The 26,326-nt window shown below is 44.0% G+C and carries 23 protein-coding genes; 12 read left to right on the top strand and 11 right to left on the bottom strand.

Annotation, left to right across the window (positions count from 1 at the left end):
- Complete coding sequence (locus tag E7Z59_RS01850; protein ID WP_136334587.1) at nucleotides 1-1,227, bottom strand: nucleoside permease; 1,227 nt, start codon at nucleotides 1,225-1,227, stop codon at nucleotides 1-3.
- Nucleotides 1,228-1,262: 35 nt separating this feature from the next.
- Entirely contained in the window at nucleotides 1,263-2,264 is a 1,002-nt protein-coding gene (locus E7Z59_RS01845; protein ID WP_136334586.1) for a sugar phosphate isomerase/epimerase family protein, read from the bottom strand.
- 140 nt (nucleotides 2,265-2,404) lie between these two features.
- Here E7Z59_RS01845 and E7Z59_RS01840 point away from each other — a divergent pair, with 140 nt between their 5' ends.
- The 6 genes from E7Z59_RS01840 (at nucleotide 2,405) to E7Z59_RS01815 (ending at nucleotide 10,248) form a co-directional block, all read left to right on the top strand.
- Entirely contained in the window at nucleotides 2,405-4,123 is a 1,719-nt protein-coding gene (locus E7Z59_RS01840; RefSeq protein WP_136334585.1) for a GMC oxidoreductase, read from the top strand.
- A gap of 10 nt (nucleotides 4,124-4,133) precedes the next feature.
- Nucleotides 4,134-4,772: a gluconate 2-dehydrogenase subunit 3 family protein gene (locus E7Z59_RS01835; RefSeq protein WP_136334584.1), complete on the top strand. Its 639-nt coding sequence runs from the start codon at nucleotides 4,134-4,136 to the stop codon at nucleotides 4,770-4,772.
- 383 nt (nucleotides 4,773-5,155) lie between these two features.
- Entirely contained in the window at nucleotides 5,156-7,969 is a 2,814-nt protein-coding gene (gene leuS, locus E7Z59_RS01830; protein ID WP_136334583.1) for a leucine--tRNA ligase, read from the top strand.
- Nucleotides 7,970-8,236, top strand: coding sequence for a SemiSWEET family sugar transporter (locus E7Z59_RS01825; RefSeq protein ID WP_136334582.1), 267 nt, complete (start codon nucleotides 7,970-7,972; stop codon nucleotides 8,234-8,236).
- A gap of 129 nt (nucleotides 8,237-8,365) precedes the next feature.
- A complete protein-coding gene (ald, locus tag E7Z59_RS01820) occupies nucleotides 8,366-9,466 on the top strand; it encodes an alanine dehydrogenase (RefSeq protein ID WP_136334581.1) in 1,101 nt (366 codons plus the stop codon).
- A 95-nt stretch (nucleotides 9,467-9,561) separates the two neighbouring features.
- Entirely contained in the window at nucleotides 9,562-10,248 is a 687-nt protein-coding gene (locus E7Z59_RS01815; RefSeq protein WP_199287178.1) for a zinc metallopeptidase, read from the top strand.
- Nucleotides 10,249-10,493: 245 nt separating this feature from the next.
- On the opposite strand, the gene E7Z59_RS01810 is transcribed toward E7Z59_RS01815, so the two are convergent.
- Both E7Z59_RS01810 and E7Z59_RS01805 read right to left on the bottom strand, forming a co-directional pair.
- A complete protein-coding gene (locus tag E7Z59_RS01810) occupies nucleotides 10,494-10,964 on the bottom strand; it encodes an Lrp/AsnC ligand binding domain-containing protein (RefSeq protein WP_136334579.1) in 471 nt (156 codons plus the stop codon).
- A 72-nt stretch (nucleotides 10,965-11,036) separates the two neighbouring features.
- The gene (locus E7Z59_RS01805; RefSeq protein ID WP_136334578.1) at nucleotides 11,037-12,407 is read right to left on the bottom strand and encodes a saccharopine dehydrogenase family protein; all 1,371 of its coding nucleotides are present in this window, start codon (nucleotides 12,405-12,407) and stop codon (nucleotides 11,037-11,039) included.
- A gap of 69 nt (nucleotides 12,408-12,476) precedes the next feature.
- On the opposite strand from E7Z59_RS01805, the gene E7Z59_RS01800 reads away from it, so the two are divergent.
- Both E7Z59_RS01800 and pckA read left to right on the top strand, forming a co-directional pair.
- A complete protein-coding gene (locus E7Z59_RS01800; protein WP_136334577.1) occupies nucleotides 12,477-12,863 on the top strand; it encodes a DUF423 domain-containing protein in 387 nt (128 codons plus the stop codon).
- Nucleotides 12,864-12,936: 73 nt separating this feature from the next.
- Nucleotides 12,937-14,547, top strand: coding sequence for a phosphoenolpyruvate carboxykinase (ATP) (gene pckA, locus E7Z59_RS01795; RefSeq protein WP_136334576.1), 1,611 nt, complete (start codon nucleotides 12,937-12,939; stop codon nucleotides 14,545-14,547).
- A gap of 124 nt (nucleotides 14,548-14,671) precedes the next feature.
- Here pckA and E7Z59_RS01790 read toward each other — a convergent pair whose 3' ends face one another.
- From E7Z59_RS01790 to E7Z59_RS01780, 3 genes are read right to left on the bottom strand one after another with little or no spacing between them, the layout of a single operon-like run.
- Nucleotides 14,672-15,418: a uroporphyrinogen-III synthase gene (locus E7Z59_RS01790; protein WP_136334575.1), complete on the bottom strand. Its 747-nt coding sequence runs from the start codon at nucleotides 15,416-15,418 to the stop codon at nucleotides 14,672-14,674.
- 14 nt (nucleotides 15,419-15,432) lie between these two features.
- Nucleotides 15,433-16,089 carry a DUF4271 domain-containing protein gene (locus E7Z59_RS01785; protein WP_136334574.1) on the bottom strand — a complete coding sequence of 219 codons (657 nt, stop codon included), beginning with the start codon at nucleotides 16,087-16,089 and terminating at the stop codon, nucleotides 15,433-15,435.
- Nucleotides 16,073-17,761 (bottom strand): ArnT family glycosyltransferase, encoded by a 1,689-nt coding sequence (locus E7Z59_RS01780; RefSeq protein WP_136334573.1) that lies wholly within the window; start codon nucleotides 17,759-17,761, stop codon nucleotides 16,073-16,075. The genes E7Z59_RS01785 and E7Z59_RS01780 overlap by 17 nt, the downstream gene beginning before the upstream one ends.
- 130 nt (nucleotides 17,762-17,891) lie before the next feature.
- On the opposite strand from E7Z59_RS01780, the gene E7Z59_RS01775 reads away from it, so the two are divergent.
- From E7Z59_RS01775 to E7Z59_RS01765, 3 genes are read left to right on the top strand one after another with little or no spacing between them, the layout of a single operon-like run.
- Complete coding sequence (locus E7Z59_RS01775; protein ID WP_136334572.1) at nucleotides 17,892-18,668, top strand: polyprenol monophosphomannose synthase; 777 nt, start codon at nucleotides 17,892-17,894, stop codon at nucleotides 18,666-18,668.
- The gene (locus tag E7Z59_RS01770; RefSeq protein WP_136334571.1) at nucleotides 18,628-19,965 is read left to right on the top strand and encodes a dihydroorotase; all 1,338 of its coding nucleotides are present in this window, start codon (nucleotides 18,628-18,630) and stop codon (nucleotides 19,963-19,965) included. The genes E7Z59_RS01775 and E7Z59_RS01770 overlap by 41 nt, the downstream gene beginning before the upstream one ends.
- An 11-nt stretch (nucleotides 19,966-19,976) precedes the next feature.
- Nucleotides 19,977-20,420, top strand: a complete 444-nt coding sequence (locus tag E7Z59_RS01765) for a DUF4296 domain-containing protein (protein ID WP_168731218.1) — start codon at nucleotides 19,977-19,979, stop codon at nucleotides 20,418-20,420.
- Here the strand turns inward: E7Z59_RS01765 and E7Z59_RS01760 are convergent, their stop codons facing one another.
- Nucleotides 20,421-21,413 carry an NAD-dependent epimerase/dehydratase family protein gene (locus E7Z59_RS01760; protein WP_136334569.1) on the bottom strand — a complete coding sequence of 331 codons (993 nt, stop codon included), beginning with the start codon at nucleotides 21,411-21,413 and terminating at the stop codon, nucleotides 20,421-20,423.
- 115 nt (nucleotides 21,414-21,528) lie between these two features.
- On the opposite strand from E7Z59_RS01760, the gene tyrS reads away from it, so the two are divergent.
- A complete protein-coding gene (gene tyrS, locus E7Z59_RS01755; protein ID WP_136334568.1) occupies nucleotides 21,529-22,845 on the top strand; it encodes a tyrosine--tRNA ligase in 1,317 nt (438 codons plus the stop codon).
- A 7-nt stretch (nucleotides 22,846-22,852) separates the two neighbouring features.
- Here tyrS and E7Z59_RS01750 read toward each other — a convergent pair whose 3' ends face one another.
- The 3 genes from E7Z59_RS01750 to E7Z59_RS01740 all read right to left on the bottom strand — a co-directional run bounded on the left by E7Z59_RS01750 (nucleotide 22,853) and on the right by E7Z59_RS01740 (nucleotide 25,839).
- Nucleotides 22,853-24,628 (bottom strand): MutS-related protein, encoded by a 1,776-nt coding sequence (locus E7Z59_RS01750; RefSeq protein ID WP_136334567.1) that lies wholly within the window; start codon nucleotides 24,626-24,628, stop codon nucleotides 22,853-22,855.
- A 64-nt stretch (nucleotides 24,629-24,692) separates the two neighbouring features.
- Nucleotides 24,693-24,887, bottom strand: coding sequence for a 30S ribosomal protein S21 (rpsU, locus tag E7Z59_RS01745; protein WP_136334566.1), 195 nt, complete (start codon nucleotides 24,885-24,887; stop codon nucleotides 24,693-24,695).
- A gap of 109 nt (nucleotides 24,888-24,996) precedes the next feature.
- Entirely contained in the window at nucleotides 24,997-25,839 is an 843-nt protein-coding gene (locus tag E7Z59_RS01740; protein ID WP_136334565.1) for a hypothetical protein, read from the bottom strand.
- Nucleotides 25,840-26,326 lie beyond the last annotated feature (487 nt).

Here is a 26,326-nt window from a genome sequence, read left to right as displayed (position 1 = left end):
TTATTCTTTATATTCTACCTCTTCGTTCTTGAATAAAATAGCAAATAATAACAGGACTAAAAAGGCAAATCCTGCCGGATATATCCAGATGGTCTCCCAAACGTGGGTGTTGTCAGGTCTTGCGAATTCATCTGTGATCATTCCTGCTACCCAGAACCCAATGAGCATTCCCACACCGTAGGTAGCCAGGGTAATAAGTCCCTGGGCAGCACTTTTGTATTTAGCCCCGGCTTTTGAATCTGTATAGATCTGGCCTGATACAAAGAAAAAGTCATAACAGATTCCATGAAGGGCTATTCCGATGAGGAGCATAAATGCAAGTTCACCGGCATTACCGTAGGCAAAAAGAAGGTATCGAACGGTCCAGGCTAGCATGCCAAACAGAATTGTTCTTTTAAATCCGAATTTTTTAAAGAAAACAGGTAAGAGCAGCATAAATAACACTTCAGAAACCTGTCCTATGGTCATTTTAGCAGCCGGATTCGCTATACCTATCTCTCCGAGGAATTGGCCGGCATGTTGGTAGTAAAATGCCAGGGGAATACAAATAAGCACGGAGGCTGTAAAAAAGATGAAAAAGTTTCTGTCTTTCAATAATTTAAGAGCTTCCAGTCCAAGTACATCTGAGATGCGAACCTTTTCACTTTTATCAACCTTAGGCGGAGTTTTTGGCAGGGTAAAACTAAAGAGTCCCAGTAGTAAAGAGGCTCCCGAGGTCATCAGGAAGGTGTTTCGCAATAAACCGGAAGCAATTCCTTCTTCAGTATCCCATTGCAGAAAACTGATCAGAAGTCCTGCAACGATCCATCCTATGGTACCGAACACCCTTACAAAAGAGAATTGTTTGGCCGGATCGGTCATTTGATTAAAAGAAACTGAGTTCACCAGAGCCAGGGTAGGCATGTATAAGATCATATAACCCAGAACATAGGGGTAGAACTGGGAAAAATCGGTGCTTTGTGCCATTTGATACATAAGAACAGCGCCCACCAGATGCAGAAATCCAAGAATTCGCTCAGCATTAAAATAGCGGTCGGCGATCATCCCGATTATAAAAGGGGCAATGATAGCGCCCCAGGATTGGGTAGAATAGGCCAGGGCAGTTTCGGCTCCGGTCGTACTTAAGCTGTTTGGCAGGTAAATGCCCATGGTGACAAACCATCCTCCCCAGATGAAGAATTCGAGAAACATCATCAGGGAAAGTTGAAATTGTATCTTTTTAGTCATAATAATAGTAGTGTTAGATGGGTGAGTAAGGGATTTCACAGGGTTTTAACGGTATTCTCGATCAGGTTTTTGGTGGCAAGTATACCGGCTTCTTCGCTAATATCACCTTCGTATTCTACACCAATAAAGCCTGTATATCCGGATTCTTTTACGATTCGTAACATTTTTGCATAGTCAATGGTGGTTTCTTCTCCACGCTCATTAAAAGCATAAGCTTTTGCACTTACGCCCTTAGCGAAGGGCATCAATTCTTTGATTCCCTGATAGCGGTCGTATTCTTTGGTGCAAGCTCCGCCCCAGTTGCCTTCGCCGTCTCGTTCTATACAGAAATTTCCGAAATCAGGCAGGGTACCGCAATTATCCATATTAACCTGGGTCATTACCTCGGCCAGCAAGGCAGCATCTGAAGAAAGCCATCCGTGGTTTTCCACAATAACATTTACCTCTTGTGTTTTTGCATATTCACATAAAGAGGATAGTGATTCAATGGCATATTCTTTCCAGGGCTCCCGCTCTCTGGAGCCAAAAAGGTTGATCCTTGTTGAATGACAGCCCATTCCTGCTGCTGCATCGATCCATTTATGGTGGTTTTCTACCGCCGACTGTCTTACTTTTTGATCAGCATCGCAAAGTGATGCCGGCCCATTAACGATATCGACCATAAGAATGAGGTTTTCAAGGCCGTGCTTTTGGCTTTCCTCATTAGAACGTTTAACCATAGCTTCGATGCCGGCAAGTTCACTGTCATAGGTTGACAGGTAGTCTGTATAGAGTTGAGAAACATATTCGAGGCCTTCGAATCCCCATGATTTAGCCTTGGCTGCAAATTCAAACGGGTCCAGCTGTTCGTTCTGGATCATTTTATGTATAGACCACTGGGCCAGGGAGTATTTGAACAGGGGTGTGGCATTGTCAGTCATTATTTTCGACTCAGCTGATTTAGCTTCTTTATTATTTTCTTTACAGGAGGCTATTCCTAATAAAGCAAGTGCCAGGCTGGCCTTACTGCTGTTCTTTACAAAATGTCTTCTGTTCATGAGATGGGTCGTGTGCGTGTTTTTGTGTATTTAATAATTTTAATATGGTTTGAATGAAATATTGTCAGTATTTATGACCCCCTAATGTAGAAAATTAATTTCTATATTTGAAGAATTACGATTCAAACGGGAAAATATAGATGAGCATATTTTATTACAATAAACCTCAGGAATCTTACGATGCAATAGTTGTTGGAACCGGAATTTCAGGAGGTTGGGCTGCGAAAGAACTCTGCGAGAAAGGACTTAAGACCCTGGTGCTTGAACGGGGCCGAATGGTGAAACATATCGAAGATTACCCTACGGCAAACCTGGATCCCTGGGATCTGCCGAATGCAGGGCGACCTACGAAAGAAGTGAGAGAAAGGAAATTCAAGCAAATGCGAACCGGGTATACCACCAATATGGCTACCGAGCATTTCTTTGTAGATGATATTAAACACCCTTACAATGAAGACCGTCGATTTGACTGGATGAGGGGGTATCATGTTGGAGGGCGTTCCCTGATGTGGGGTCGGCAAAGTTATCGGATGGGAGATGTTGATTTTGAAGCCAATGCCAAGGACGGTATCGCCGTAGACTGGCCGGTGCGCTACGCCGAGTTAAAGCCCTGGTATGACTATGTAGAAAACTTTATAGGAGTAAGTGGCACCAACCTGGGATTGCCACAGTTGCCTGATGGTAATTTTCTGCCTCCGATGGAGCTGAACTGTGTGGAAAAGCATGTGCAGTCAACGCTCGAAGAGAAATTTAAAGACAGGGTGTTAACCATAGGTCGTACGGCCCATATCACTGAAGGAACGAAACCCGGAGCGGGAAGGAGTAATTGTCAGTACAGAAACCGCTGCGCCAGAGGTTGTCCTTTTGGGGCTTATTTCAGCAGTAACTCTTCAACCCTGCCGGTTGCAGAAGCTACGGGTAATATGACCTTGCGTCCTAATTCTATTGTGCATGAGGTTCTTTATGACGAGGAAACAAAAAGAGCTACCGGGGTTCGCGTGATCGATGCGGAAACCAAGGAGACCTTTGAGTTTAAAGCAAAAGTGATCTTCCTATGTGCTTCGGCTATTGCTTCTACCTCGATCCTGATGCAATCAAAATCTGATCGCTTTCCAAATGGTATGGGGAACGACAGTGGAGAATTGGGTCATAACCTGATGGATCACCACTTCAGGGTAGGAGCTTCCGGAACCTATGACGGATTCGAAGATATGTACTACCGAGGCCGAAGAGCAAACGGGATTTATATTCCTCGTTTCAGAAACATGGGAGGTGATACCGATAGTAAAGACTTTATCAGAGGGTATGGTTACCAGGGTGGAGGAAGCCGTGGATCAAACTGGACGGAAAATGTAAAAGAACTCGCCTTCGGTAAAGAGTTTAAAGATGAGATCCTAAAACCCGGTCCATGGAGTATGGGGCTTACAGGATTTGGTGAAACTCTTCCGGATCACAATAATCGCATGTATCTTGATTATGAGAAAAAGGATGCGTGGGGACTGCCAACAGTAACCTTCGATGCCGATTTTGGGGCCAATGAACTGGCAATGAGAGAGGATATGAAGAACCAGGCTGCCGAAATGCTTGAGGCTGCCGGATTCCGGGATGTTCATACTTACGACGATATTGGAGGTATGGGACTTGGTATCCATGAAATGGGTACGGCAAGAATGGGTAGAGATCCGAAAACCTCTGTCTTGAATAAGCACAATCAATTGCACGCAGTGCCTAATGTTTATGTGACAGATGGGTCGTTTATGACCTCGTCGGCCTGCCAGAATCCTTCCTTGAGCTATATGGCATTTACCGCAAGAGCGGCCAACCATGCCGTGGAAGAATTGAAAAAGATGAACCTCTAAAAATGTACTCATGGATAGAAGAAAAGCATTAAGAAATATTGGGTTGTCGGCCGGTTTTATGGCGGCGTCCCCGGGGTTGTTAAGTATACTGCAAAGTTGTACCACCGATCAGAATACATGGGTTCCTCAAACACTTACCCCTGAACAAGGAGCGGTGTTAAGAGGGGTTGTTGATGTGATCCTTCCGAAATCGGATACCCCTTCGGCCTCAGAGGTGAATGTGCCGGAGTTCATTGATAAGTTTGTGGGTAGTGCTATGACCATCGATGAACAGAAGTTGTTTATTTTTTCCTTAGATGGCCTGGTGGGCAATCTGAAAAGTGAATACGGCAACATAGAAAAGATAAGTTCTGAAGAGTACGAAGCCTATCTTACAAAACATTTACGGGAGGCGGCAAAAAATGAAGAAACGCATAATGCAGCTATAAACTCCTATTCGGAAGCTATTAAAAATGGTGAGCCTGTAGTGGGTGATCCTGCTGCCATTAGTTTTTCTTCCCTGGCAAAGATCCGGGAAATGGCAGTTTTTGCATACAAAAATAGCGAAATGGTAGGTGAGCAGGTGTTACCTTACTTGCCTGTTCCGGGTGGCTATACCGGGTGCGGTTCTTTGGAAGAACTCACCGGCGGTAAGGCCTGGTCGCTATAGTTTTATTAATAAATTTTGCACCATTACCTCTTACGCTCTTCAGGGTGTGCCCCGCAGATAGAAGTTCTGTCTCAGACCGCCCCGGGAACGTAAGGGGTTTTTTATGTTGAATTATCCAGCATCAGCTGCCGCGGAGTTTCAGCTCCCTGGTGGATTCTGAGCCCTTACTTCCGGGGTGGCTATGCGATGTGATCTACCTGACAATTTCACAATTCCGCACTTCCTCGATTTAGCATTAAAAAACATCAATTCCACATGTGCTCCATCGAATACTGCACGGGTTTTTACTTTTACCTTTCCCTCAATAAACGTATTTTTGCCCCATTATTAAAAGCAATGATAGCAAGGGTTTGCCCTGCATTAGAAATACGTATACAGAAGTAATGAAGTACAATTTTAACGAGATCGAAGCCAAATGGCAAAAGTACTGGGCCGATAACCGTACCTTTAAAGCGGCCAATCATTCTGATAAACCCAAATTTTATGCGCTTGACATGTTCCCCTATCCCTCCGGAGCAGGATTGCATGTGGGGCACCCCCTGGGTTATATCGCTTCTGACATCTATGCCCGCTATAAGCGTCATAAAGGGTTTAACGTATTGCACCCAATGGGGTATGATAGTTTTGGATTGCCTGCAGAACAGTATGCTATCCAAACCGGGCAGCATCCTGCCCTTACAACCGAAGCCAATATTTCAAGATACCGGGAGCAGTTAGATAAGATCGGTTTTTCTTTTGACTGGACCCGTGAGGTGAGAACCTCAGATCCTTCCTTCTATAAATGGACCCAATGGATATTCATTCAATTGTTCAATGCCTGGTACGATCTCGATGCCGATAAGAGCAGACCGGTGCAGGAGTTGATCAATATTTTCGAAAGTGAAGGTAATGTAAATGTCAATGCGGCATGTGATGATGATACTCAAGAATTCAGTGCTGACCAATGGAATAAATTCAGCAATAAGGAGCAACAGAAGATACTGTTAAAGTACAGGCTTACTTACCTGGCTGATACCGAGGTAAACTGGTGTCCGGCTTTGGGGACGGTACTGGCCAACGATGAGATCGTAAATGGTGTTTCTGAGCGTGGTGGTCACCCGGTGGTTCGCAAAAAAATGACCCAGTGGAGTATGCGCATCTCGGCCTTTGCCGAGCGCTTGCTTGAAGGTCTTGAAAGGGTAGATTGGCCGGAGGCTTTAAAAGATATACAACGTAACTGGATCGGTAAATCTGTCGGGGCACAGGTGAGCTTTAAAGTAAAGGGGCACGATGCGCAGATCGATGTGTTTACCACCAGGCCTGATACCATTTTTGGGGTGTCGTTCATGACCCTGGCTCCGGAGCATGAGCTGGTGGCAAGAATCACTACTGAAGAACAGAAAAAGGCTGTAGAAGATTATGTAGAAGCCACATCCCGAAGAAGTGAAAGGGAGCGTATGGCCGATGTAAAGAATATATCCGGGGTATTTACCGGAGCCTATGCAGAGCACCCGTTTACCGGAAAGGATGTTCCTGTCTGGATAGGAGATTATGTGCTTGCGGGGTATGGTACCGGGGCTGTTATGGCAGTGCCTTGCGGAGATCAAAGAGATCACGACTTTGCTAATCATTTTGGGTTGCCGATCCCTAACATTTTTGAAGGGGTTGACGTGAGCGTAGAGGCCTTTGCTGATAAAGAAAATACAGTGATTGCCAACTCAGATTTCATTAACGGAATGGGGTATAAAAAAGCTACCCAATGTGTTATCGAAGAACTGGAAAAGATCGGTCAGGGGTATGGTAAGATCAACTACCGCCTACGTGATGCTGTATTTTCCCGTCAACGATATTGGGGAGAACCATTCCCGGTGTACTATGTAGACGGCATGCCGCAAATGATCGCGACAGAACACCTGCCGATTGAGCTGCCGGAAGTAGAGAAATACCTGCCCACAGAAACAGGCGAGCCGCCTCTCGGAAATGCTTCCCAATGGGCCTGGGATACTGAGACGAATACCGTGGTTGAAAATGATAAGATCGACCATAAAAAGATATTTCCCCTCGAATTAAATACCATGCCCGGTTGGGCCGGAAGCTCCTGGTATTTTAACAGATATATGGACGCCGGAAATACAAAAGAGTTCGCTTCTAAAGAGGCGCTTAACTACTGGCAGGATGTTGATCTCTATATTGGAGGAAGTGAACATGCCACAGGTCACCTGCTTTACAGCAGATTCTGGCAAAAATTCCTATATGATCTCGGACTGATTAGCGTTGATGAGTACGCCCGAAAGCTGATCAATCAGGGTATGATACTGGGTACGAGTGCTTTTGTTTACCGATTGGAAAACTCAAACACTTTTGTTTCTGCTAACCTCAAAGGAGATCGGGAGGTGCAGCCTATTCATGTGGATGTGAATATGGTCAATGCCTCTGATGAATTGAACCTGGAAGCCTTTAAAGCCTGGAGACCTGAGTTTGCTGATGCCAAGTTTGAATTGGAGGAAGGGAAATACATCGTTGGACGAGAGGTTGAAAAAATGTCCAAGTCAAAATACAATGTGGTTAGTCCTGATGATATTTGCAGTGATTATGGTGCCGATACTTTGAGGATGTACGAAATGTTCCTGGGGCCTTTGGAGCAGGCAAAACCATGGAACACGGCCGGTATTACCGGAGTTCATAATTTTCTGAAGAAACTTTGGAAACTCTACTTTGATAAGGAAGCACTATGTGTTACCGATAACGAGCCAACAGCAGACAATTTAAAAACACTACATAAGACCATTAAAAAGGTAGAGGAGGATATTGAGAATTTCTCTTTCAATACCAGTGTGTCTACCTTTATGATCTGTGTAAACGAATTGAGTGCCCAGAAATGTCACAGTCGTGCTATTTTAGAGCCGCTTGTGGTTTTGATAGCGCCTTATGCCCCTCATATCGCAGAAGAATTATGGAGTCAATTAGGGCATCAGGAATCGGTAGCCTATGCTGCTTTCCCGGTTTTTGAAGAGAAGCATCTGGTAGAAAGTACTAAAGAGTACCCGGTATCTTTTAACGGTAAGATGAGGTTCACAAAAGAACTTTCGCTTGACCTAAGTAAAGATCAGATCGAAGAAGCCGTACTTTCAGATGAACGTACTATTAAGCAGCTTGATGGAAGAACGCCTAAAAAAGTTATTGTTGTGCCCGGGAAGATCGTAAATATTGTAGGATAGATGGAGTTTAACGGGATAGAAGTGATCGGTTTAGTAGCGGCTGTCCTCACAACCCTTTCCTTTGTGCCGCAATGTTGGCAGATTTTTAAAACCCGCAAGGTTGCTGATATCTCCCTGACCATGTATCTGATCTTCTTTATCGGGGTCATTCTTTGGTTGGTCTATGGTCTGATGATCGGGAGCCTGGCAGTTACCCTGGCAAATAGTGTTACTGCAATTCTGGTGGCTATTATTTTAGGGTTAAAAGTAAAATATAGCAACAAATAAAATATAACACCCCTAAAAAAATAGGGGTGTTATTGCTTAATCATCTAATTTTTTCGATTTACCCCTCTTTTATTTTTTTATTCAAACAGAAAGCAGGATTTTTAATTATAACTTTTAAATACTGCTATCATGGTTATAGGTGTACCCAAAGAAATTAAAAACAATGAAAGTCGGGTGGGGATGACCCCTGCCGGTGTTTTCGAATTGGTGAAGAACGGTCACCGGGTTTTTGTGCAATCAACTGCCGGGATCGGAAGCGGATTTTCTGATCAGGACTATAAAATGGTAGGAGCAGAAATTGCGGCCTCCCTGGAGGAGGTGTATCAGAAAGCTGAAATGATCGTGAAGGTTAAAGAACCGATCGAGCAGGAGTACCCCCTCGTAAAACCCAACCAGGTAGTATTTACATATTTCCATTTTGCCTCCAGTGAGGCTCTCACACGTGCCATGTTAGATAGCGGATCGGTTTGTATCGCCTATGAAACGGTTGAAGATAAAGACGGAAGCCTCCCTTTGCTGACCCCTATGTCTGAGGTGGCCGGAAGGATGGCTATTCAGCAAGGTGCCAAATACCTGGAAAAACCTATCAAGGGCCGGGGTGTGTTGCTTGGGGGTGTTCCCGGGGTGGCACCCGGAAAGGTCCTGGTGCTTGGTGCCGGTGTTGTGGGTGTTCAGGCGGCAAAAATGGCAGCAGGTTTAGGGGCACATGTTACTATTCTCGATGTTAATATGAAGCGATTACGCTATGTGAATGATGTGATGCCTCCGCATGTTGTTACAGAATATTCTAATGAATACAATATCAGGAAACATATAAAGACCCATGATCTGATTGTGGGCGGAGTGCTCATTAGGGGCGGTAAGGCACCCAACCTGATCACTCGTGATATGCTTAAAGATATGCATCCCGGAGCAGTGATCGTTGACGTGGCTGTTGATCAGGGAGGATGTGTTGAAACCTCCAGGCCGACAACCCATCAGGATCCGATCTATATTATAGACGATGTGGTGCATTACTGTGTAGCCAATATGCCGGGGGCTGTGCCCTATACATCAACGGTGGCGCTTACCAATGTGACCCTGCCTTATGTACTCAAGCTGGCTGATCAAGGTTGGGAAAAAGCCTGTGCAGAAGATGCCGGCCTGGCAAAAGGTCTTAATGTATTGCACGGAGAGCTTACTTATCAGGGTATCAGTGAGGCCTTTGGTTGGAATGAAACCATGGTATAACGGGTATCAGGAAGCTGTCAAAGCGACCTGTCAGTAAATATTGGCTGGATTTTTGCTGAGGTATTACTACTTTTAACGTCTAAAAATAGTTGATTATGACCTATTGGATCTTAATTGGAGTGATCTCTCTGGTTAGTATGCTGGTTAGCTCTACCCTGAAGAATAAGTTTAAGCATTACTCTAAAGTTCACCTTCAAAATGGAATGAGTGGCGCTGAAATAGCCAGAAAAATGCTAAGCGATCATGGTATTCATGATGTTCAGGTGGTGTCTACCCCGGGAATGCTTTCCGACCATTATAACCCTGCAAAGAAAACAGTTAATCTAAGTGAAGGCGTATATAGTCAGCGTAATGCTGCTGCTGCAGCTGTAGCGGCTCACGAATGCGGTCACGCGGTTCAGCATGCAAAAGGCTATGAGTGGTTGCAGATGAGGTCTAAACTGGTTCCTGTGGTTAGTGTAGCCTCCGGAATGTCTGTTTGGGTGATCTTTGGTGGGCTCGTTTTGGCAGCCTCCACTTCTTTAGGATATACCATTGCCGTTATTGGCCTTATAATGTTTGCCATGGGTACCCTGTTTAGTTTTATCACCCTTCCGGTGGAATACGATGCCAGTAACAGAGCCTTGGCATGGCTTAAGAACAGGAACATGGTAACTCAAACCGAATTGAAAGGAGCTGAAGACTCTCTTAAGTGGGCGGCGAGAACCTACGTGGTTGCTGCAGTAGGGTCGTTAGCCACCCTGGCTTATTTTGCCTTGCAGGTCTTTGGCGGAAGAGATTAAAGAAACACAGTGTAATAAAAAAGACAGCTTAGGCTGTCTTTTTTTCGTTATACGGTTATACAGTTTGAAACGGCCGGAACAGGAGATCGCCACTGACCTGCAAAGCAGGTCATCGCGAAGACGATTCGAACTCAAGCCTGTCTATCGAAAGGCAGGGTTGTTTGCTGCGAGTTAAGCTCGACGCTCAAACTCGCCCCTCAAACTAGTTCCTCAAACTCGTCCCTCAAACTCCCGACCTACATCCCTCATAAACTAATCTGCCGATCGATCTGTTGGTTCAACGAGATAAAGGTTTCCGTTCTGCTGACACCCTCAATGGCCTGGATTTCGGCATTCAGTAACTGCATTAAATGCTCGTTGTCCCGGCAAAGCAGTTTGATGAGTATCGACCAGTTTCCTGTGGTGTAATGACACTCCAGAACTTCGGGTATCTTTCGTAATTGATTGACGGCATCAGGATTTCTCATGGCTTTGTCAAGGTAAATGCCAACAAAGGCCATGGTGGTGTATCCCAGGATTCTCGGGTTGATCACAAATTTTGATCCTGTGATAAGTCCGCTGGCTTCCAACTTACGTAGTCGCTGATGGATGGCAGCTCCCGAAATGCCCAGTTTTCTCCCGATCTCCAGGATGGGCTTCCGGGCGTCCTCCATTAAATGCCTTAATATCTCCTTGTCTATACCATCTATAGCTACCTTGTCTTCATGTATTTTCATAAGTGCTGTTCACATGGTTTCTCTTTGGTAAATATAGGGTATAAAGGAGATTTTTATAAAAAAATGAAAACCTTATCCGGCTACAACATCCGGATTGTAACCTAAATAGGGCTTTTCTATTTCATTAAATAAGATATCGTATGATTCCAGTTCTTTTAGAATGGGGTCATAGATCTCCTTATGGATCGGAATGCGGACTCCGGTAAGTTTAAAGTTGCCTTTCAATATGTTTAAGGCTGCCATTCCCACCGGAAGTCCTACGGTTTTTGACATGGCTGTGTATCGTTGATCCTGTCCTGTAACCACCATATGGGCATCAAGTTGCTTTTTTACCCCGTTGAGTTCATAGCCGAATTTATGATACATGACGATCATATCCTTATCTTCAGGGCTCAGGGTCCAGGCCTCCTCCAGGATCTTTTGTAAGGCCTGGGCCGGAGTGGCATTGGGTATTCCGATCACTTTAGTGGCGCTGAACAGATCGAGGTCTACAACTTTCTCCCACATGATGTCATCCTGGTCGATCTTCAGGTAATGACGAAGTTTGAGCTCTATGCTGTCGGTAGGTGAGTAGGGTAGAAAGGCGTTGACGAACTCCCTGTAGGTCATGTTCTCAGATCCTTCAAGTATAAAGCTGTCGTCTGTCATTCCCAGTTGTACGAACATATTCCAGGCACGAGAAAAGCCTACACGACGCATGGTACCACGGTAAAGGGTGAGTACATCGTTCAGTCCGTAAGCATTTCTGTATTTAAGAGAATCCCGGTTGGCATAGCCTTCAAACCTACCGTAGTTCTCGATGTCCATGAATTCGGTTCTTCTGAAGAGTTTGTGGTAGGGTATGTACTTGTACTTGCCTTCCTGTATGAATTTAGCAACTCCCCCCTGCCCGGCTACTACTACGTTTCTGGGGTTCCAGGTAAACTTGTAATTCCAAAGGTTGTTGTCGCTTTCCGGGGCTACAAGACCTCCTGTAAATGATTCAAACATGAGTATTTTTCCACCCTGCTCCCGAATGCCGTCCAGCACTTGCATGGCGCTCATATGGTCAATGCCCGGGTCTACGCCAATTTCATTCATAAACAAGAGTCCTTTGTCTTTGACCTCCTGGTCCAGGGCCTCCATTTCATTGCTTACGTAAGAGGCGGTAACCATATGTTTACCCAGTGATAAGCAATCTCTGGCAATATTGATATGCATGCTGGCCGGAAGCATGGAAATGATCAGGTCATGCTTGCTGATGATGTCGGTTCGTTCTTCCTGCTTAAAAATATCTAATTTTACTGCGGTACATTTGTGGTGTCCTGAACAGGCTTGCTGAGCATTGTTGAGGTTGATGTCTGCAATAGTAATGTGCAGGTCAATATCGTTGCTCTTTTCAAGCAAGTAAGGGATAAGATAGGAGGTTGACTTTCCGGCGCCAACAATTAAGATTTTGCTCATGGTGTTTGGTTAATTTAACACGAATGTATTAAAATGTTAATTCTATAACAATTCAAAACACTATTTAATATGGTCAAAACAATGTTAATAACCGGAGCCTTATTTGGCGGTCTGGCTGTTATTCTGGGTGCCTTTGGGGCTCATGCGCTTAAAAACCTGTTGGAGGCAGAGGCCTTGAAAACATTTGAAACAGGGGTTAAATATCAGATCTATCACGCACTATTCTTAATGGTGGTGGCCAATCTTTCGCAATTGTCAATTTCGGCAAAAACAACCATTTTCTATCTGGTTCTTATTGGGGTGATATTGTTTTCAGGGTCGATTTACCTGCTGGCATCCAATAGTCTTACGGCTTTTGATTTTCGAAAGATCGGTTTTGTGACCCCTCTCGGAGGAACCCTTTTGATCGTTGCCTGGGGCTTACTTGTATTTTATCTTTTTAATTGGGAAAAATAACAGCCTCAAACGTTGTAGTACTGGAGATTTTCATATTTTTGACCCATCAATAATCCATTAAACTAATAGTACTATGGTTGACAAGGCCTTGGTTACGAAGACGATTTCCTTGAAGGAATACGGAATTAATAATGCGAAAGTGAATTACCAGTTGGATCCTGGTAAATTACATGAGATCACACTGGAAAAGAGGATGGGGAAGGAGGCTTCTTCAGGGGCGCTGGCTATAAATACCGGCGAGTTTACCGGACGATCTCCAAAAGACCGTTTTATTGTAAAAGATGAGATCACCAAAGACCGCGTATGGTGGGGTAATATTAATATCCCTTTTGAGGCTGATAAATTTGATGCCTTATATAACAAGGTGATTTCTTATTTAGATGATAAGGAGATCTATGTGCGTGACTGCTTTGCCTGTGCAGATGAAAATTATAAGACAGGGATCAGGGTGATCAATGAATACCCCTGGAGCAACCTGTTTGCTTACAATATGTTTATTCGACCTGAAGCTGATGAGCTTAAAGACTTTGCTCCCGACTGGACAGTGATCAACGCTCCGGGCTTTATGGCCGACCCTGAGATCGATGGGACACGACAGCACAATTTTGCCATCCTGAACTTTAAGAAAAAGATTGCCTTGGTGGGTGGTACCGGATATACCGGAGAGATTAAAAAAGGAATTTTTTCAGCTTTGAATTTTGAATTGCCGGTGTTTAAGGATGCGCTTCCAATGCACTGTAGTGCCAATGTAGGGGAAGAGGGTGATACTTCTATCTTTTTCGGGCTATCCGGTACGGGGAAAACCACCTTATCAGCAGATCCGAACAGAAAATTGATCGGTGATGATGAGCACGGGTGGACCAGTGAGAACACGGTCTTTAATTTTGAGGGCGGATGTTATGCCAAGGTAATTAATCTGAGTGCAGAAAGTGAGCCCGAGATCTTCGGAGCTATTAAGAAGGGGGCTATCCTCGAGAATGTGATCATGGATGAGGCGGGGAATGTAGACTTTTCCGATACCAGTATTACCCAGAATACAAGGGTGAGTTATCCGATCTATCATATTGATAACATTCAGCAGCCATCGATCGGGAAGAATCCTAAAAATATCTTCTTTTTGACAGCTGATGCTTTTGGTGTACTTCCTCCTATTTCCAAGTTGACTCCCGGACAGGCAGCCTATCATTTTATAAGTGGTTATACAGCCAAGGTAGCCGGAACAGAAGCCGGTGTTGATGAGCCATTGCCATCATTCTCTGCTTGTTTCGGTGCTCCGTTCATGCCATTGCACCCAACCCGTTATGCCGAAATGCTCAGCGCTAAAATGCGGGAGGCCGGTGTAAATGTCTGGTTGATCAATACAGGATGGACCGGCGGACCTTATGGTGTTGGAAGTCGTATGAAGCTGAAGTATACACGTGCAATGATCACAGCCGCTATGAAAGGTGCTCTTGGTAATGAGATTACCAAAGAAGAGTATCATATTCACTCTGTGTTCGGAGTGGCTCAGCCAAGAACCTGCCCCGGTGTTCCTACAGAAGTACTGAGTCCAAGGCAGACCTGGAATAATGATGAAGCTTATTATAAAAAAGCCCATGAATTGGCCAATGCCTTTAAAGAAAACTTTAAAAAGTTTGAGGAATTTGCCAACGATGAGATCAAAGCAGGAGGACCTTTGGTTTAAGTGTCGGACTGTGATAATACATGAAGGCGGGTAATATACCCGCCTTTTCTTTTTAATTAAGTTCATAAAAAAAATCCTCCGGAACATCTCCGGAGGATTTTTAGTTTTTATAGATCCTGATCTCTTATTTTCTGTTTGCCTTTTCGATATATTTTTCCAAAGCCATGGTCATGGAAGGAGACTCAGGGGTTGGAGCTTCTATATCAATACGGAGTCCGGCTTCGTTAGCTGCCTTTTGAGTGGTGTTTCCAAATACAGCGATCCGGGTGTCATTTTGTTCAAAATCAGGGAAATTCTTCAATAGTGATTCAATTCCTGAAGGACTGAAAAATACAAGAATATCATAATAAACATTGCGCAGATCAGACAGGTCGCTGATCACGGTCTTGTATAAGATAGCTCTTTTCCAGTTTACTTTCAGATCGTCCAGGGTGTCCGGAACGACAGGCTTTAGTACGTCTGATGAAGGAAGAAGGAACTTCTCATCCTTATACTTCTTAATGATCGGTGCCAGTTCCTGGAAAGTACGCTTACCTACATAGATCTTACGCTTACGGTATACCACATATTTTTGCAGGTAATAAGCAACAGCCTCTGACTGACAGAAGTACTTCATGGTGTCTGGTACCTTAAAACGCATCTCTTCAGCAATTCTGAAAAAATGGTCTACGGCATTTCTACTGGTTAGAATGATAGCCGTATAGTCGTTAAGGTCGATTTTTTGTTGGCGCACTTCCTTAGCCTGAACTCCTTCTACATGGATAAAGGGTCTGAAATCCACCTTTATCTTTTGCTTTTCTACAAGCCTTGAATAAGGAGAGTTTTCTACTTTAGGTTCGGGCTGGGAAACTAAGATCGTCTTAACTTTCATAGGTTTTAATTAGTTTAAGCCTTATCTAAGATCAAAAGGTTTGTCAGGATTAAATAAGGGGCTATTTCTAGCGCGCAAAGATACAAAATAAAATAAAACAAATGCCGGGCTATTGAATTTTGATGATTTATCAATGTAAGGGCCAAACACATAATATTCAGCAATATAAAGAGCCCGGTAATGACGATTATTAAAATATCCTGAGGGAGTCCTGAGAAAATATAATAGGCAACAAAAGGCAGTAAGATCATAGCGCTGTAATTGCGGTAAGTGAGCTTGTGAAACTGAAAGCTCTCTGTAAATTCAGTGATTTCAAAAATGGTTGAAATGATCTTCTCTACATAGTATTTGAACAGTATGAACAGGAATAAAAAGCAAATGATCACATAAATATTACTACCCGGAGCCAGATTGAAATAAATGGCTGCCTCCCTGATAATCAGAGAAAAAATAATGAGTTGGGGTATGAAAAGCACAATATTGAACCAGTGTTGGGTCTGATTCTTCTCCTTGCTGTAGAGTTTCAGGTAACGGTAGTTGAATATGATAGAGAGAAAGGACTGAAAACGTTGTTCATCAAAAACCTTGGCAAGGGTAATACACAGCAAGCCGGTAAATAGCAGAAGGGTTTCTGCAGTGAGAAGTTGGGTATTTCTAAGGATTTCGTTCAACGGGGCTAACATTTACCATATTTCCTTCAAAACCGGGCTGGAAACCATAGTGTCCAAGACCGATCTGAAAATAGGAAGCCTTCTTCTCGTTAATTTCCCGGGTTGAACGGAGTTGGAGTTCCACGATCTCTCCGGGAGGTAACATTAAGTCGGGATCCTCTGCCTTTAGCGCAAATGTATCTATAATTTTTCGGTTGTCATCATAAGTGATGCCTTCAATCCGCAATTTGTTAAGGGGTACCTGCTCCTGGTAAGGGTTGTGTAATCGGGTGGTGATTTTCTCCGGAAAATGGCCGTTAAATTGTTCCTTGTCTGTTTGAAATCGGAGTTTACTGTAGGTATTAAACGAATCCAGCACGACCCCATGCCAGGTTCGCTCATTGAATGGCCTGGTAACACTTATGGTTGCATTCGTAAGAGGGTGCTGACTTACAAGCACTACAGGCCTGTTCCTCAACCGGGCCTCAGACTGGTCTATGTCAAACTGATTTCTTCTAAAACTTACATCGTTGAGTGAATGTACTTCTGCGCCTGTGTAATAAGCATAGGTGGCAGCATCCCGGTAGGAATTATGAAAAACTACAGGAAGACCGTTGCTTTTTTCATAGAGTTCATGAGTCCATTGTCGGTTACCATGGGCCTCGTAGGTGATGGGCGATAATTCCGGAAAAACCAGGGCAAACCTCACATAGATCAAAAGAATTACGGCCACAGCACTTAACCGGTACAACCACTTTCTGAAATTCAGGTGGTCCAGGGCATAGCGGAATCCGAACAGGATAAAAGGGATATTGATAAGGTTGATCCATTGTATCTGGGTCTTTCTGTTAAAGCTTGAGAAAAGGAAGAAGATAAAAAAGCCATAGAATACCGTTTTTAAAGCACGGTCAAAAGGCGATTTGATCTCTGATCTTATCACAGCAAAATATAGAAGGGGAAATGCCAGTCCGCCAAGTGCCATGGCGTTCAGGAGATAGTGCAGGGTAAATTTAAGCTTGTAAGCACTGTTTGCACGCTCGATCAAATGGTAGGAAACAGAAACGAAATCATGTTCGTACAACCAGTATAAATGAGGGAGGTAGAACAGCAGCGCCAGGAGAATGGATCCCCAAATTTTCAGGTCTTTCAGGTTGGCGGGACGTGAAAGTATGACAAAGAGGATGAATAAAGCGCCCTGGTATTTACTGTACATAATGGCTGCCATACAAACAGCGAGGCCTACCACCGAAATTGCTCCCGGGGCTTTTAAATGATGCTTGTAGGCTTTCAGCATTAATACCGAAAAGAATAACAAGGGGGTGTCGGGTACCATAAAGAAACCAAAGGCCGCCATGAGCCCCAGGCTGCCGGTAAGCCAGAAAAACAGCCAGGGATGGTATTTTTTTAAAGGATGATCGGTCAGGTCCCATAGCGTGATCAGGGTAAGGGTGAATAATAACGGGGCAAAGAGACGCAAACCGGCCTCGCCTTCCAGAAGGTGTTGCCCTATATCTATCAAGAAAGCCACCATGGGAGGATGGTCAAAATAACCCCATTCAAGATCGCGTGCAAAATACCAGTAATAGGCCTCATCCATGATGAGTTCCGTAAAAACGATCTGCAGAAAATTGATGCCGGTAACGGCGATCATTAAAAGTAAAAGGATGTTCGAGCTCTTTCTAAAGGCGCTCATTGTGTGGTTGCTTTCTGATAAAATTAAACAAACCTTTCCTTGATAGGCACTTCCTTCAGGTTTAAAATCCGAAAAATTAGTCTATTTACCTTCTATAAATGTTATTTTTGTTCAAGAAAATTCCAATAGGATGCTTGCAAAAGGTCTGGTGATTATCCCGACATATAATGAGATCGAAAATGTGACTGCGATAACGTCGGCAGTTTTCGAGCTTTCAGAACCCTTCGATGTTCTTATTGTAGATGACAATTCTCCCGACGGGACAGCAGACAAGGTTCTGGAACTTCAGGAAAAGTACCCGGACCGGCTTCATCTCTTACTGCGAAAAGAAAAGCAAGGTTTGGGGAAGGCTTATATTAATGGTTTTCAATGGGCGCTCCAGAGGGATTATCCGTTTGTGTTTGAGATGGATGCCGATTTCTCTCATGACCCAAAAGACCTGGTCAGACTCTATAAAGCCTGCAAAAAACCCGGTGTTGATGTGGCTATCGGTTCACGCTATGTAACCGGGGTAAACGTAGTGAACTGGCCGCTTAAAAGGGTACTGCTCTCTTACGGAGCTTCCTTTTATGTAAAGTTCGTTACAGGGATGCGTATCCACGACCCCACAGCGGGGTTTATTTGTTACCGTAGAAAGGTCATCGAATCGATCAACCTGGAGGCCATACAATTTGTAGGCTATGCCTTCCAGATCGAAATGAAATTCAGGGCGCATACCAGGGGATTTAAATTGGTAGAGGTACCCATTATCTTTAAAGACCGGGAACTCGGGCAGTCTAAAATGAGTGGAGCCATCATTCATGAGGCCGTTTGGGGCGTGCTGAGTATGAAATGGAAAAGTCTTTTTAACAGAAAAAGAAAAACGTATGAGCAAAATACTTATCAAGAATGCGAACATCGTAAATGAGCAAAAGATCACCAAGGGTGATCTGCTTATTGAGAATGAATACATCGTTGAGATCGCCTCAGAGATCAGCGCAGATAAAGCCGATGAGGTTATTGATGCCGAAGGTAAATACCTGCTTCCCGGGATCATTGACGATCAGGTGCACTTTCGCGAACCCGGACTTACCCATAAGGGGAATATTGCTACCGAAAGCCGTGCAGCCATTGCCGGAGGGGTAACCACCTTTATAGAGCAACCCAATACCAACCCTCAGACCGTTAGTATTGAACGCCTGGAAGAGAAGATGGAGATCGCAAGAAATACCTCTTTTGCCAACTATTCGTTTATGTTCGGAGGTACCAACGATAACCTGGAAGAACTGAAGAAACTCGATCCTCGAGCCTGTGCCGGAATCAAACTGTTTCTTGGTTCCTCAACGGGAAATATGCTGGTTGATGATGAACAGGTTCTTGAGAACATCTTTAAGAGTACCGATCTGGTGATCTCGACCCACTGCGAAGATGAAGCAACCATTCGGGAAAATCTCCGGATATACCAAGAGCGGTTCGGCGATGATATCCCTATTGAAAATCATCCCCTGATCAGAAGCGAAGAGGCTTGTTACCTTTCTTCTTCCAGGGCTATAGCATTGGCGAAGAAAACCGGGGCCCGCCTGCATGTGTTCCACGTCTCTACCGGAAAAGAGACGGAGTTGTTCAGAAATGACATTCCGCTGGAAGAGAAAAAGATCACCGCCGAGGTATGTACACATCACCTCTGGTTCTCTGATGCCGATTACGCTAAAAAAGGAACTTTTATCAAGTGGAATCCGGCCGTAAAAACTGCTGCCGACCGGGATGCCCTTTGGGATGCCCTGCTTGATGATCGCATTGATATTATTGCTACCGATCACGCACCTCATACCTTAGAAGAAAAAGAAAATGTCTATACCCAGGCGCCCTCAGGTGGCCCCCTGGTACAGCATACCCTTGCCGCTTTGCTTGAAAAACATAAGGAAGGCAGGATAAGTATGGAGAAACTGGTGCAGAAAATGAGCCACAACCCGGCCATTCTCTTCGATATAGAGAAGCGCGGTTATATTCGGGAAGGGTATTTTGCCGATCTTATCCTGGTAGACCTCAATGAAAGCTGGACGGTAGATAAAAGCAATATTCTTTATAAATGTCAGTGGTCACCGTTTGAAGGAACCCGCTTTAGCAGCAGGGTTACCCATACCTTCCTTAATGGAAACCTGGCCTATAATAACGGTCAATTCTCAAAAGAACGACGCGTTAAGCGACTTACATTTAACCGATAATGATCCTGAAAATGAAATGTTTTTATCTGCTTTTATTGGTGATGATGGTATCAGGGTGTACCGAAAAGGTGATTGAAAAGCCGGAAAACCTGATCTCAGAGAAAGAAATGGTAGACATCTATTTTGATGTGGCCCTTTTCAATGCCTCTAAAAACTCAGGTTACGATAAATTTCGGGAACATGCTATTAATTCTCGCGACTATATATATACCAAATACGGGATAGACAGTTTGCAGCTTGCCAATAGCGGTACGTACTATGCGGCAAAACCCGTGGTGTATGAAAAGATCTATGAGAGGGTTGAAGAACGTCTGGATAGTTTGAAGCGGGTTTTTGATAAGGAGATCGGTGGCGAAGATGTACCCGATAGCAGGGAGGATATTCGTATTGACAGTCTAAACCTGGGGGATGAAGCCCGGGAACAAATTTCAGAGCAGGCTAAAGACAGTCTCTGATCAATGAAATCGGGAGATACGCTCAATAGTTTCCTCTAACGGCGTAAAGGTGAAGTCAAGTGTTTGCTTCACCTTTTTATTTTCATAAAAAGTAGTTTCTCCAGACGACCTTGCATTCGCTTTGGTAAGTTTTCTTGGTTGTCTGAAAAGGTTTGCAAAGAGCCAGTCAAGTCTCCAGAGCACCTCCAGGATCCAGGGATTCACTTCTTTCATTGGGGGCTTTTTACCGCGATAGGCTGCAATGATGCTAAAAAGGTCTTTAAAGGTTTTGTTTTCTCCCACCAGGATGAACTTCTCATTGACAATGTCTTTCTCCATTGCGGAGATCATAGCCTTCACCACATCCTTTACGTCAACAAATCCGGTAGTTCCTTTTGTGTAATAGCTGAGCCCGTTGTCGACAGCCTTAAAAAATTTTTCCGTGCTATGCTCCCATAACCCTTCTCCTAAAACGACCCCTGGATTCACAATGATACTGGGCAGCCCTTCCTGATTGCCTCTCCATACTTCCAATTCTGCCCCGTATTTGGTGATGGCGTATACATTATTGTTCTGTTGAGGATTCCAGGACTGTTCTTCAGTGACCCATTTGTTGTTTGAAGGTTTGCCGAGGGCTGCAATACTGCTCACATAACAGAGTTTTGATATACCGTGGTGCAGGCAGGTGTTTACGACATTGGCGGTACCTTCAATGTTTATTTTTCGTAATCGTTTATAATCTCTTGTGTCAAAAGAGATGAGGGCGGCGCAATGATATACCTCCTGAGTGCCTTCTACCGCCTTATTAAGTAAGGTTAGATCAAGAATATCACCCTTGATCCATTCTAAAGAAGACAGTCGGGAAGCAGAAATACCCTTTTGTTCGAGAAACCGAAGGGTCTGTTCTTTTTTGGCTTCGCTGCGGTATAGAATCCGAAGCGAGGATTTTTTCTCTAAAAGCTGTAAAATAAGATGAGAACCCACAAGGCCGGTTCCGCCGGTAATTAGAATCATGGCCGAAAAATACGAATTTAATACGGCTCTTTATCGTTTTGGAATTTGCAGTTTGCCTCAACATTCCAAATCGATGGAATCCTGTATCTTTGCCGGAGTAAAAAAATAAATAAATATGCCTGCGAATTTAGTAGAAGAATTGAAATGGCGCGGATTGGTACATGATATCATGCCCGGCACAGAAGAACATATGAGCAAAGGGATGACAACAGCCTATATTGGTTTTGACCCAACCTCAGACTCCTTGCATATCGGGAGCCTGGTTCCTATCATTCTCCTTGTTCATCTGTATCGTTCGGGGCATAAACCGGTTGCCTTAGTAGGAGGGGCCACCGGGATGATCGGAGATCCCAGCGGGAAGTCAGACGAAAGAAATCTTTTAGATGAGGCCACCCTTGCAGGTAATGTAAAAGGTATTAAGGCGGTATTGTCGCGTTTCCTGGATTTCGATGCATCAGAGGCGAATGCTCCTGTTTTGGTGAACAATTATGATTGGATGAAGGACTTCACCTTTATTGAATTTGCTCGTGATGTTGGAAAACGTATTACCGTAAACTATATGATGGCAAAAGACTCGGTTAAAAAGCGCCTTAGCTCTGATTCGGGGGTTGGTATGTCTTTTACAGAGTTTACCTATCAGCTTATTCAGGGGTACGATTTCTACCACCTGCATAAAACAATGGGCTGTACCCTTCAGATGGGAGGTAGCGACCAGTGGGGTAATATTACCACCGGTACCGAGCTTATCCGAAGAATGAACGTGGGTCAGGATGGCGAAGAGACAGCAAAGGCTTATGCCATGACCTGTCCGTTGATCACCAAGGCCGATGGTTCTAAATTTGGAAAAAGTGAAGGAGGAAATGTATGGCTGGATGCCGATAAAACCTCTGTATATAAATTTTACCAGTTTTGGCTCAATACCTCCGACGAGGATGCAGAAAAATATATCAGGATCTTCACCTTCCTCGATAAGGAAACGATAGAAAAACTCATAGAAGAGCATAGAGAGGCACCGCATCAGCGTATGCTTCAGAAGACCCTGGCCAAGGAAGTGACTTCGTTTGTGCATTCTGAAGAAGAATACGAAAAAGCCGTAAAGGCATCTTCCATTCTTTTTGGTACGTCTACTTCTGACGACCTTAAAGGTCTTGATGAAACTACCTTCCTTGAAGTATTTGACGGTGTTCCTCAGGCTGAGATCAGTTTTTCAGAAGTGGAAGAAGGTCTTGATATGATCGCGGCCCTTTCTGCAAAATCTGGATTTTTGAAATCAAATGGAGAAGCCAGAAGGGCACTTAAAGAGAATTCCATCTCTGTGAACCAGGAAAAAGTGAAGGAAGATTATACCATTGGAAAGGAAGACCTGATCAATGGGCAATTTGTCCTTTTACAAAGGGGTAAAAAGAATTATTTTATTCTGAAGGCCGTATAATTTCTGCTTACACAATACCCATTTTATCCAGGAGGAACGATGCATTCATGTTAGTGCATATTCCCGGTCGAAGGATGTAATCAAAGCGTAAAGCATTGTTTTCTATATAAGCGTCAAAAAAGTAATTTTTGACGCTTTTTATTTCTTCAGCAACCTCACACAGGCTCAGATCATGGGTGGCAATGATACCGGTGGATCCGGATCCTGCAAGCCGCTCTACAAATTTCCGGGAGCCCATGGCCTTATCCTTGCTGTTGGTGCCTTTGAGTATCTCATCAAGAATAATGAAATACTCTTTTTCTTTAAGCTCATCAACAATGAATCGAAGCCTTTTGAGTTCGGCATAAAAATAAGAGGCCTCCTCATTCAGCGAGTCAGCAGTTCGCATGCTGGTAATAAGACAGATGGGTTTGTATACCGCCTTATCTGCACACACAGGGAGTCCGCAGTTGCTCATAACAATGAACAGAGCGGTAGTGCGCAAAAACGTACTTTTACCGGCCATATTGGCACCGGTTACCACCATGAATTCCCGGGGTTCCATGGAGAAATTATTACGTATGAGCTTTTCTTCGGGAATTAACGGATGCCCAAGGGCGTTGGCTTGAATAACTCCTGCATCCTTTTTATCGGTGATCTCAGGAAAACAATAATCGGGGTGGTTAAAATGAAAGTTGGCTTTGGTGATCGTGGCGTCAAAAAAAGCGATCATTCTAAACCAGTTTGGAATGTCTTCCCTGTGTTCCAGAACCCATTTTTCTATACGCATACCATTGTACAGGTCTGCTAATCCTAAGGGATTAATAAGCACGGCCACCAACAGGTTATTTCGCTGATCGAGGGCATCGATCATCCTGGCAAGTTTCTTCAGATGGGCAGAAGGATTTTGCCCATTGCTAAAGGCACATTCTTTTTGTTCATTCAGAAATTCCGATTTGAATTCTGTTGCTTCAATAGCTTCCAGCAGTTTTTGGTATTGTTTGAAGGTGTCTTGCGATTTGCTTATAAACAGGCTTAATTTACTCACCTTCGCCAGGAAAATACCACTTAGTAAGAGTCCGGCAATAAACCAGTATACGAACAGATGAACAGGAAGGACCTCTGTGATGGTCATAATAAGTAGGGCAATACTGGAAAGGGTCCATGCCAACGGAAGCCATTTTAGCCGGTGGGGAAGGGCCGGAGAAAAATTATGGATCCAATGAAGGATATCATTCTCTGAAGTTTCTGTTTTTATAAGGGCGGCATTGGCCATGAATTCCTGTCGCCAATCCGGCAGCTTCGACAATTCTGCTGCAGCTTCTTGCTGGTGTACAATATGTTCGGTTTGGTTTGCTGTTAACTCATTGGCATAATACGAGCGCCCCATGGCGGTTACCGTTCTGTTGCTGTAATGAAAGAACGAACCCTCACCAAAAAGATCGATGTCATGACTGTAGGCATGGGTCGGGTCTTTAAAGTCGTCACCCGTGTCAAGACCATTTAGATCTCCCTTAAGAACATCGAGTTCTGTCTGGTTAATTCTTATGAGCTCCCGGAATTTATTTCGTTGGTATTTCAGGCGTGCCGTATAAGTAACCAGCAGAAGAAATAAGGTAGTGCCTGGCACAGATATTACAGCTACTTCGCCGAGAGAATCGTGATAGTAATAAAGTAAGAGGGTAACACATAAAAAAACAAGCAGTCTCAGTACACTGATCCGGGTCAGTTGTGCTTTGACTGCTTTGTGCTTTTCAAGGAATAATTTTAATTGTTCCCTGTAATATATGTTGGGCTGTGGCATGCATTGGTTCTTTAGCGTAAATCTAAAGAATTATTGGTTGCCATCAGAATAAGAAGATCAGGCTTTATTCTTCGAGATTTCTCAAATACTCTGCCTTATAGGCGGCTTTTTGCTTGATCATTCTACGCTCTTCAGAGGGTTTTGTGAACTGCTGTCGTTCTCTCAACTCCTTCAGCACCTTTGTTTTTTTGTACTTTCTTTTAAATCTTTTCAGGGCTCTTTCAATGCTTTCCCCTTCTTTTACTACTGTTTTTAACATAGATCTGTTTTATCGTTAACTTCTTAATTATAAAAAAAATCACGAATCAAACTGTTAAAAAAGAGTAAAATGGCTGAGCGTCATCATTGAGCCCATGTACTACATGCCCCTAATTAGTGCCCTGGGTCATGGTTGCTTTTGAAAGGTCGTGAATATAGGTGTAGAGCATATCCTTATGATGGCCCAGAAAGTATTTGCCCATTTTTTCGCCCATGGCCTTTCTTTGAGCCTCCTCGGGTAAGCCTTCGTTCCACAGTTCTTCCATGCGGTCACCGGCTTTCTCTACATCGGCCATGGAATCGTAGAGCCAGGCGTCAACCATCTCTCTGCGATCGGTACCCCAGGCATGGATATGCGGATAATAGGCTTTAGCGATCTCATTTTTGTTTACCATGTTTTCTATAAACCAGTTATACCCTTCCATGAATTCTTCCTGGCTTCCATCTTCCGGATAGGCCATATAGTTGATACGTACATAGAGCACCATATCTTTTTCTGCAGGTTGGGCCAGATATTTTGCCCCCGGCATCATGCGGTAGATCTGGTCAGAATGCCACTCGCTGTAATGTGAATTCAGCTTGTCAAAGAATGCATTTCGTTCGGCTTCATCAGGCCAGGACTCCTGTGCCAGTTCTCCGTTCCTTTCCTGAGCCTTTTCAATATCCTCCCAGGAGTCATAGACCTGTACAAATACAACTTCCCGGCTGTCTTCGGTGTACAGGTGGGTGTACACAGCTGTTCCTCTGATCAGGTCATTCTTGTTAATCACCTTTTCCCGGTACTCTTGTTCGGCAGCCTTCCAGGTGCCGTAGTTATTGCCTTCGTCGCTGAAGTCAAAATGCATGGTAGTAACAGTTACATAGGGTTGGTTTTCCATTTGTGCCGTAAGAAGGGTGGGGAATAACAGAAGAACGATGATCAGTCCTCCCATTGCAGATAAATAACGTTTCATTGTACTGTGGTTTTGGTTAGTATTACCGCAGGAACCTCATGAAAGACCAGGCCACATAGAATGAAGTTGTGAAGTTAAAGAGTGCTTTCGGGGGAAATATTGTAAGTCTTGTAAAGATACGAAATTAAAGGATGCGTTGATGAAGTTGGGGGTGAAGATGCAAAGGAGTAAAGGGGTAAAGGAGCAAAGTGGCGAAGGGGCAAAGAAGCAAAGGGGCAAAGAAGCAAAGGGGTAAAGGAGTGAAGAAGTAATTAGGCGACGATGCGAATTAGTCATCTTCACAGGACCGAACGTTAATAAAACAGCCAATGGCTGTTTTTAGTGAAGGGGCCAGCTGGCGCGCTAGCTGTTCGGGATGTGGTGATCTCCCGAATCTTCCTCAATGCCTTCCGGTGGAAATCTTTGAATTTCGGATTTCTTATTTGGAGGGGATGACCATTATAAATTATATTATTAATGGGCTCCTTCCCCTGGTCAGGGGAAGGTA

It is taken from the genome of Robertkochia marina, from assembly GCF_004799345.1.
Classification (GTDB): domain Bacteria; phylum Bacteroidota; class Bacteroidia; order Flavobacteriales; family Flavobacteriaceae; genus Robertkochia; species Robertkochia marina.
Note: the sequence above shows the minus strand (reverse complement) of the source record. Positions and strands in the feature narration are given on the sequence as shown.

Excerpts from the sequence above, each read along its gene's own strand:
- E7Z59_RS01850 (WP_136334587.1), bottom strand. The coding sequence starts at position 1,227 with ATGACTAAAAAGATACAATTTCAACTTTCCCTGATGATGTTTCTCGAA.
- E7Z59_RS01845 (WP_136334586.1), bottom strand. The coding sequence starts at position 2,264 with ATGAACAGAAGACATTTTGTAAAGAACAGCAGTAAGGCCAGCCTGGCA.
- E7Z59_RS01840 (WP_136334585.1), top strand. The coding sequence starts at position 2,405 with ATGAGCATATTTTATTACAATAAACCTCAGGAATCTTACGATGCAATA.
- E7Z59_RS01835 (WP_136334584.1), top strand. The coding sequence starts at position 4,134 with ATGGATAGAAGAAAAGCATTAAGAAATATTGGGTTGTCGGCCGGTTTT.
- leuS (WP_136334583.1), top strand. The coding sequence starts at position 5,156 with ATGAAGTACAATTTTAACGAGATCGAAGCCAAATGGCAAAAGTACTGG.
- E7Z59_RS01825 (WP_136334582.1), top strand. The coding sequence starts at position 7,970 with ATGGAGTTTAACGGGATAGAAGTGATCGGTTTAGTAGCGGCTGTCCTC.
- ald (WP_136334581.1), top strand. The coding sequence starts at position 8,366 with ATGGTTATAGGTGTACCCAAAGAAATTAAAAACAATGAAAGTCGGGTG.
- E7Z59_RS01815 (WP_199287178.1), top strand. The coding sequence starts at position 9,562 with ATGACCTATTGGATCTTAATTGGAGTGATCTCTCTGGTTAGTATGCTG.
- E7Z59_RS01810 (WP_136334579.1), bottom strand. The coding sequence starts at position 10,964 with ATGAAAATACATGAAGACAAGGTAGCTATAGATGGTATAGACAAGGAG.
- E7Z59_RS01805 (WP_136334578.1), bottom strand. The coding sequence starts at position 12,407 with ATGAGCAAAATCTTAATTGTTGGCGCCGGAAAGTCAACCTCCTATCTT.
- E7Z59_RS01800 (WP_136334577.1), top strand. The coding sequence starts at position 12,477 with ATGGTCAAAACAATGTTAATAACCGGAGCCTTATTTGGCGGTCTGGCT.
- pckA (WP_136334576.1), top strand. The coding sequence starts at position 12,937 with ATGGTTGACAAGGCCTTGGTTACGAAGACGATTTCCTTGAAGGAATAC.
- E7Z59_RS01790 (WP_136334575.1), bottom strand. The coding sequence starts at position 15,418 with ATGAAAGTTAAGACGATCTTAGTTTCCCAGCCCGAACCTAAAGTAGAA.
- E7Z59_RS01780 (WP_136334573.1), bottom strand. The coding sequence starts at position 17,761 with ATGAGCGCCTTTAGAAAGAGCTCGAACATCCTTTTACTTTTAATGATC.
- E7Z59_RS01775 (WP_136334572.1), top strand. The coding sequence starts at position 17,892 with ATGCTTGCAAAAGGTCTGGTGATTATCCCGACATATAATGAGATCGAA.
- E7Z59_RS01770 (WP_136334571.1), top strand. The coding sequence starts at position 18,628 with ATGAGCAAAATACTTATCAAGAATGCGAACATCGTAAATGAGCAAAAG.
- E7Z59_RS01765 (WP_168731218.1), top strand. The coding sequence starts at position 19,977 with ATGAAATGTTTTTATCTGCTTTTATTGGTGATGATGGTATCAGGGTGT.
- E7Z59_RS01760 (WP_136334569.1), bottom strand. The coding sequence starts at position 21,413 with ATGATTCTAATTACCGGCGGAACCGGCCTTGTGGGTTCTCATCTTATT.
- tyrS (WP_136334568.1), top strand. The coding sequence starts at position 21,529 with ATGCCTGCGAATTTAGTAGAAGAATTGAAATGGCGCGGATTGGTACAT.
- E7Z59_RS01750 (WP_136334567.1), bottom strand. The coding sequence starts at position 24,628 with ATGCCACAGCCCAACATATATTACAGGGAACAATTAAAATTATTCCTT.
- rpsU (WP_136334566.1), bottom strand. The coding sequence starts at position 24,887 with ATGTTAAAAACAGTAGTAAAAGAAGGGGAAAGCATTGAAAGAGCCCTG.
- E7Z59_RS01740 (WP_136334565.1), bottom strand. The coding sequence starts at position 25,839 with ATGAAACGTTATTTATCTGCAATGGGAGGACTGATCATCGTTCTTCTG.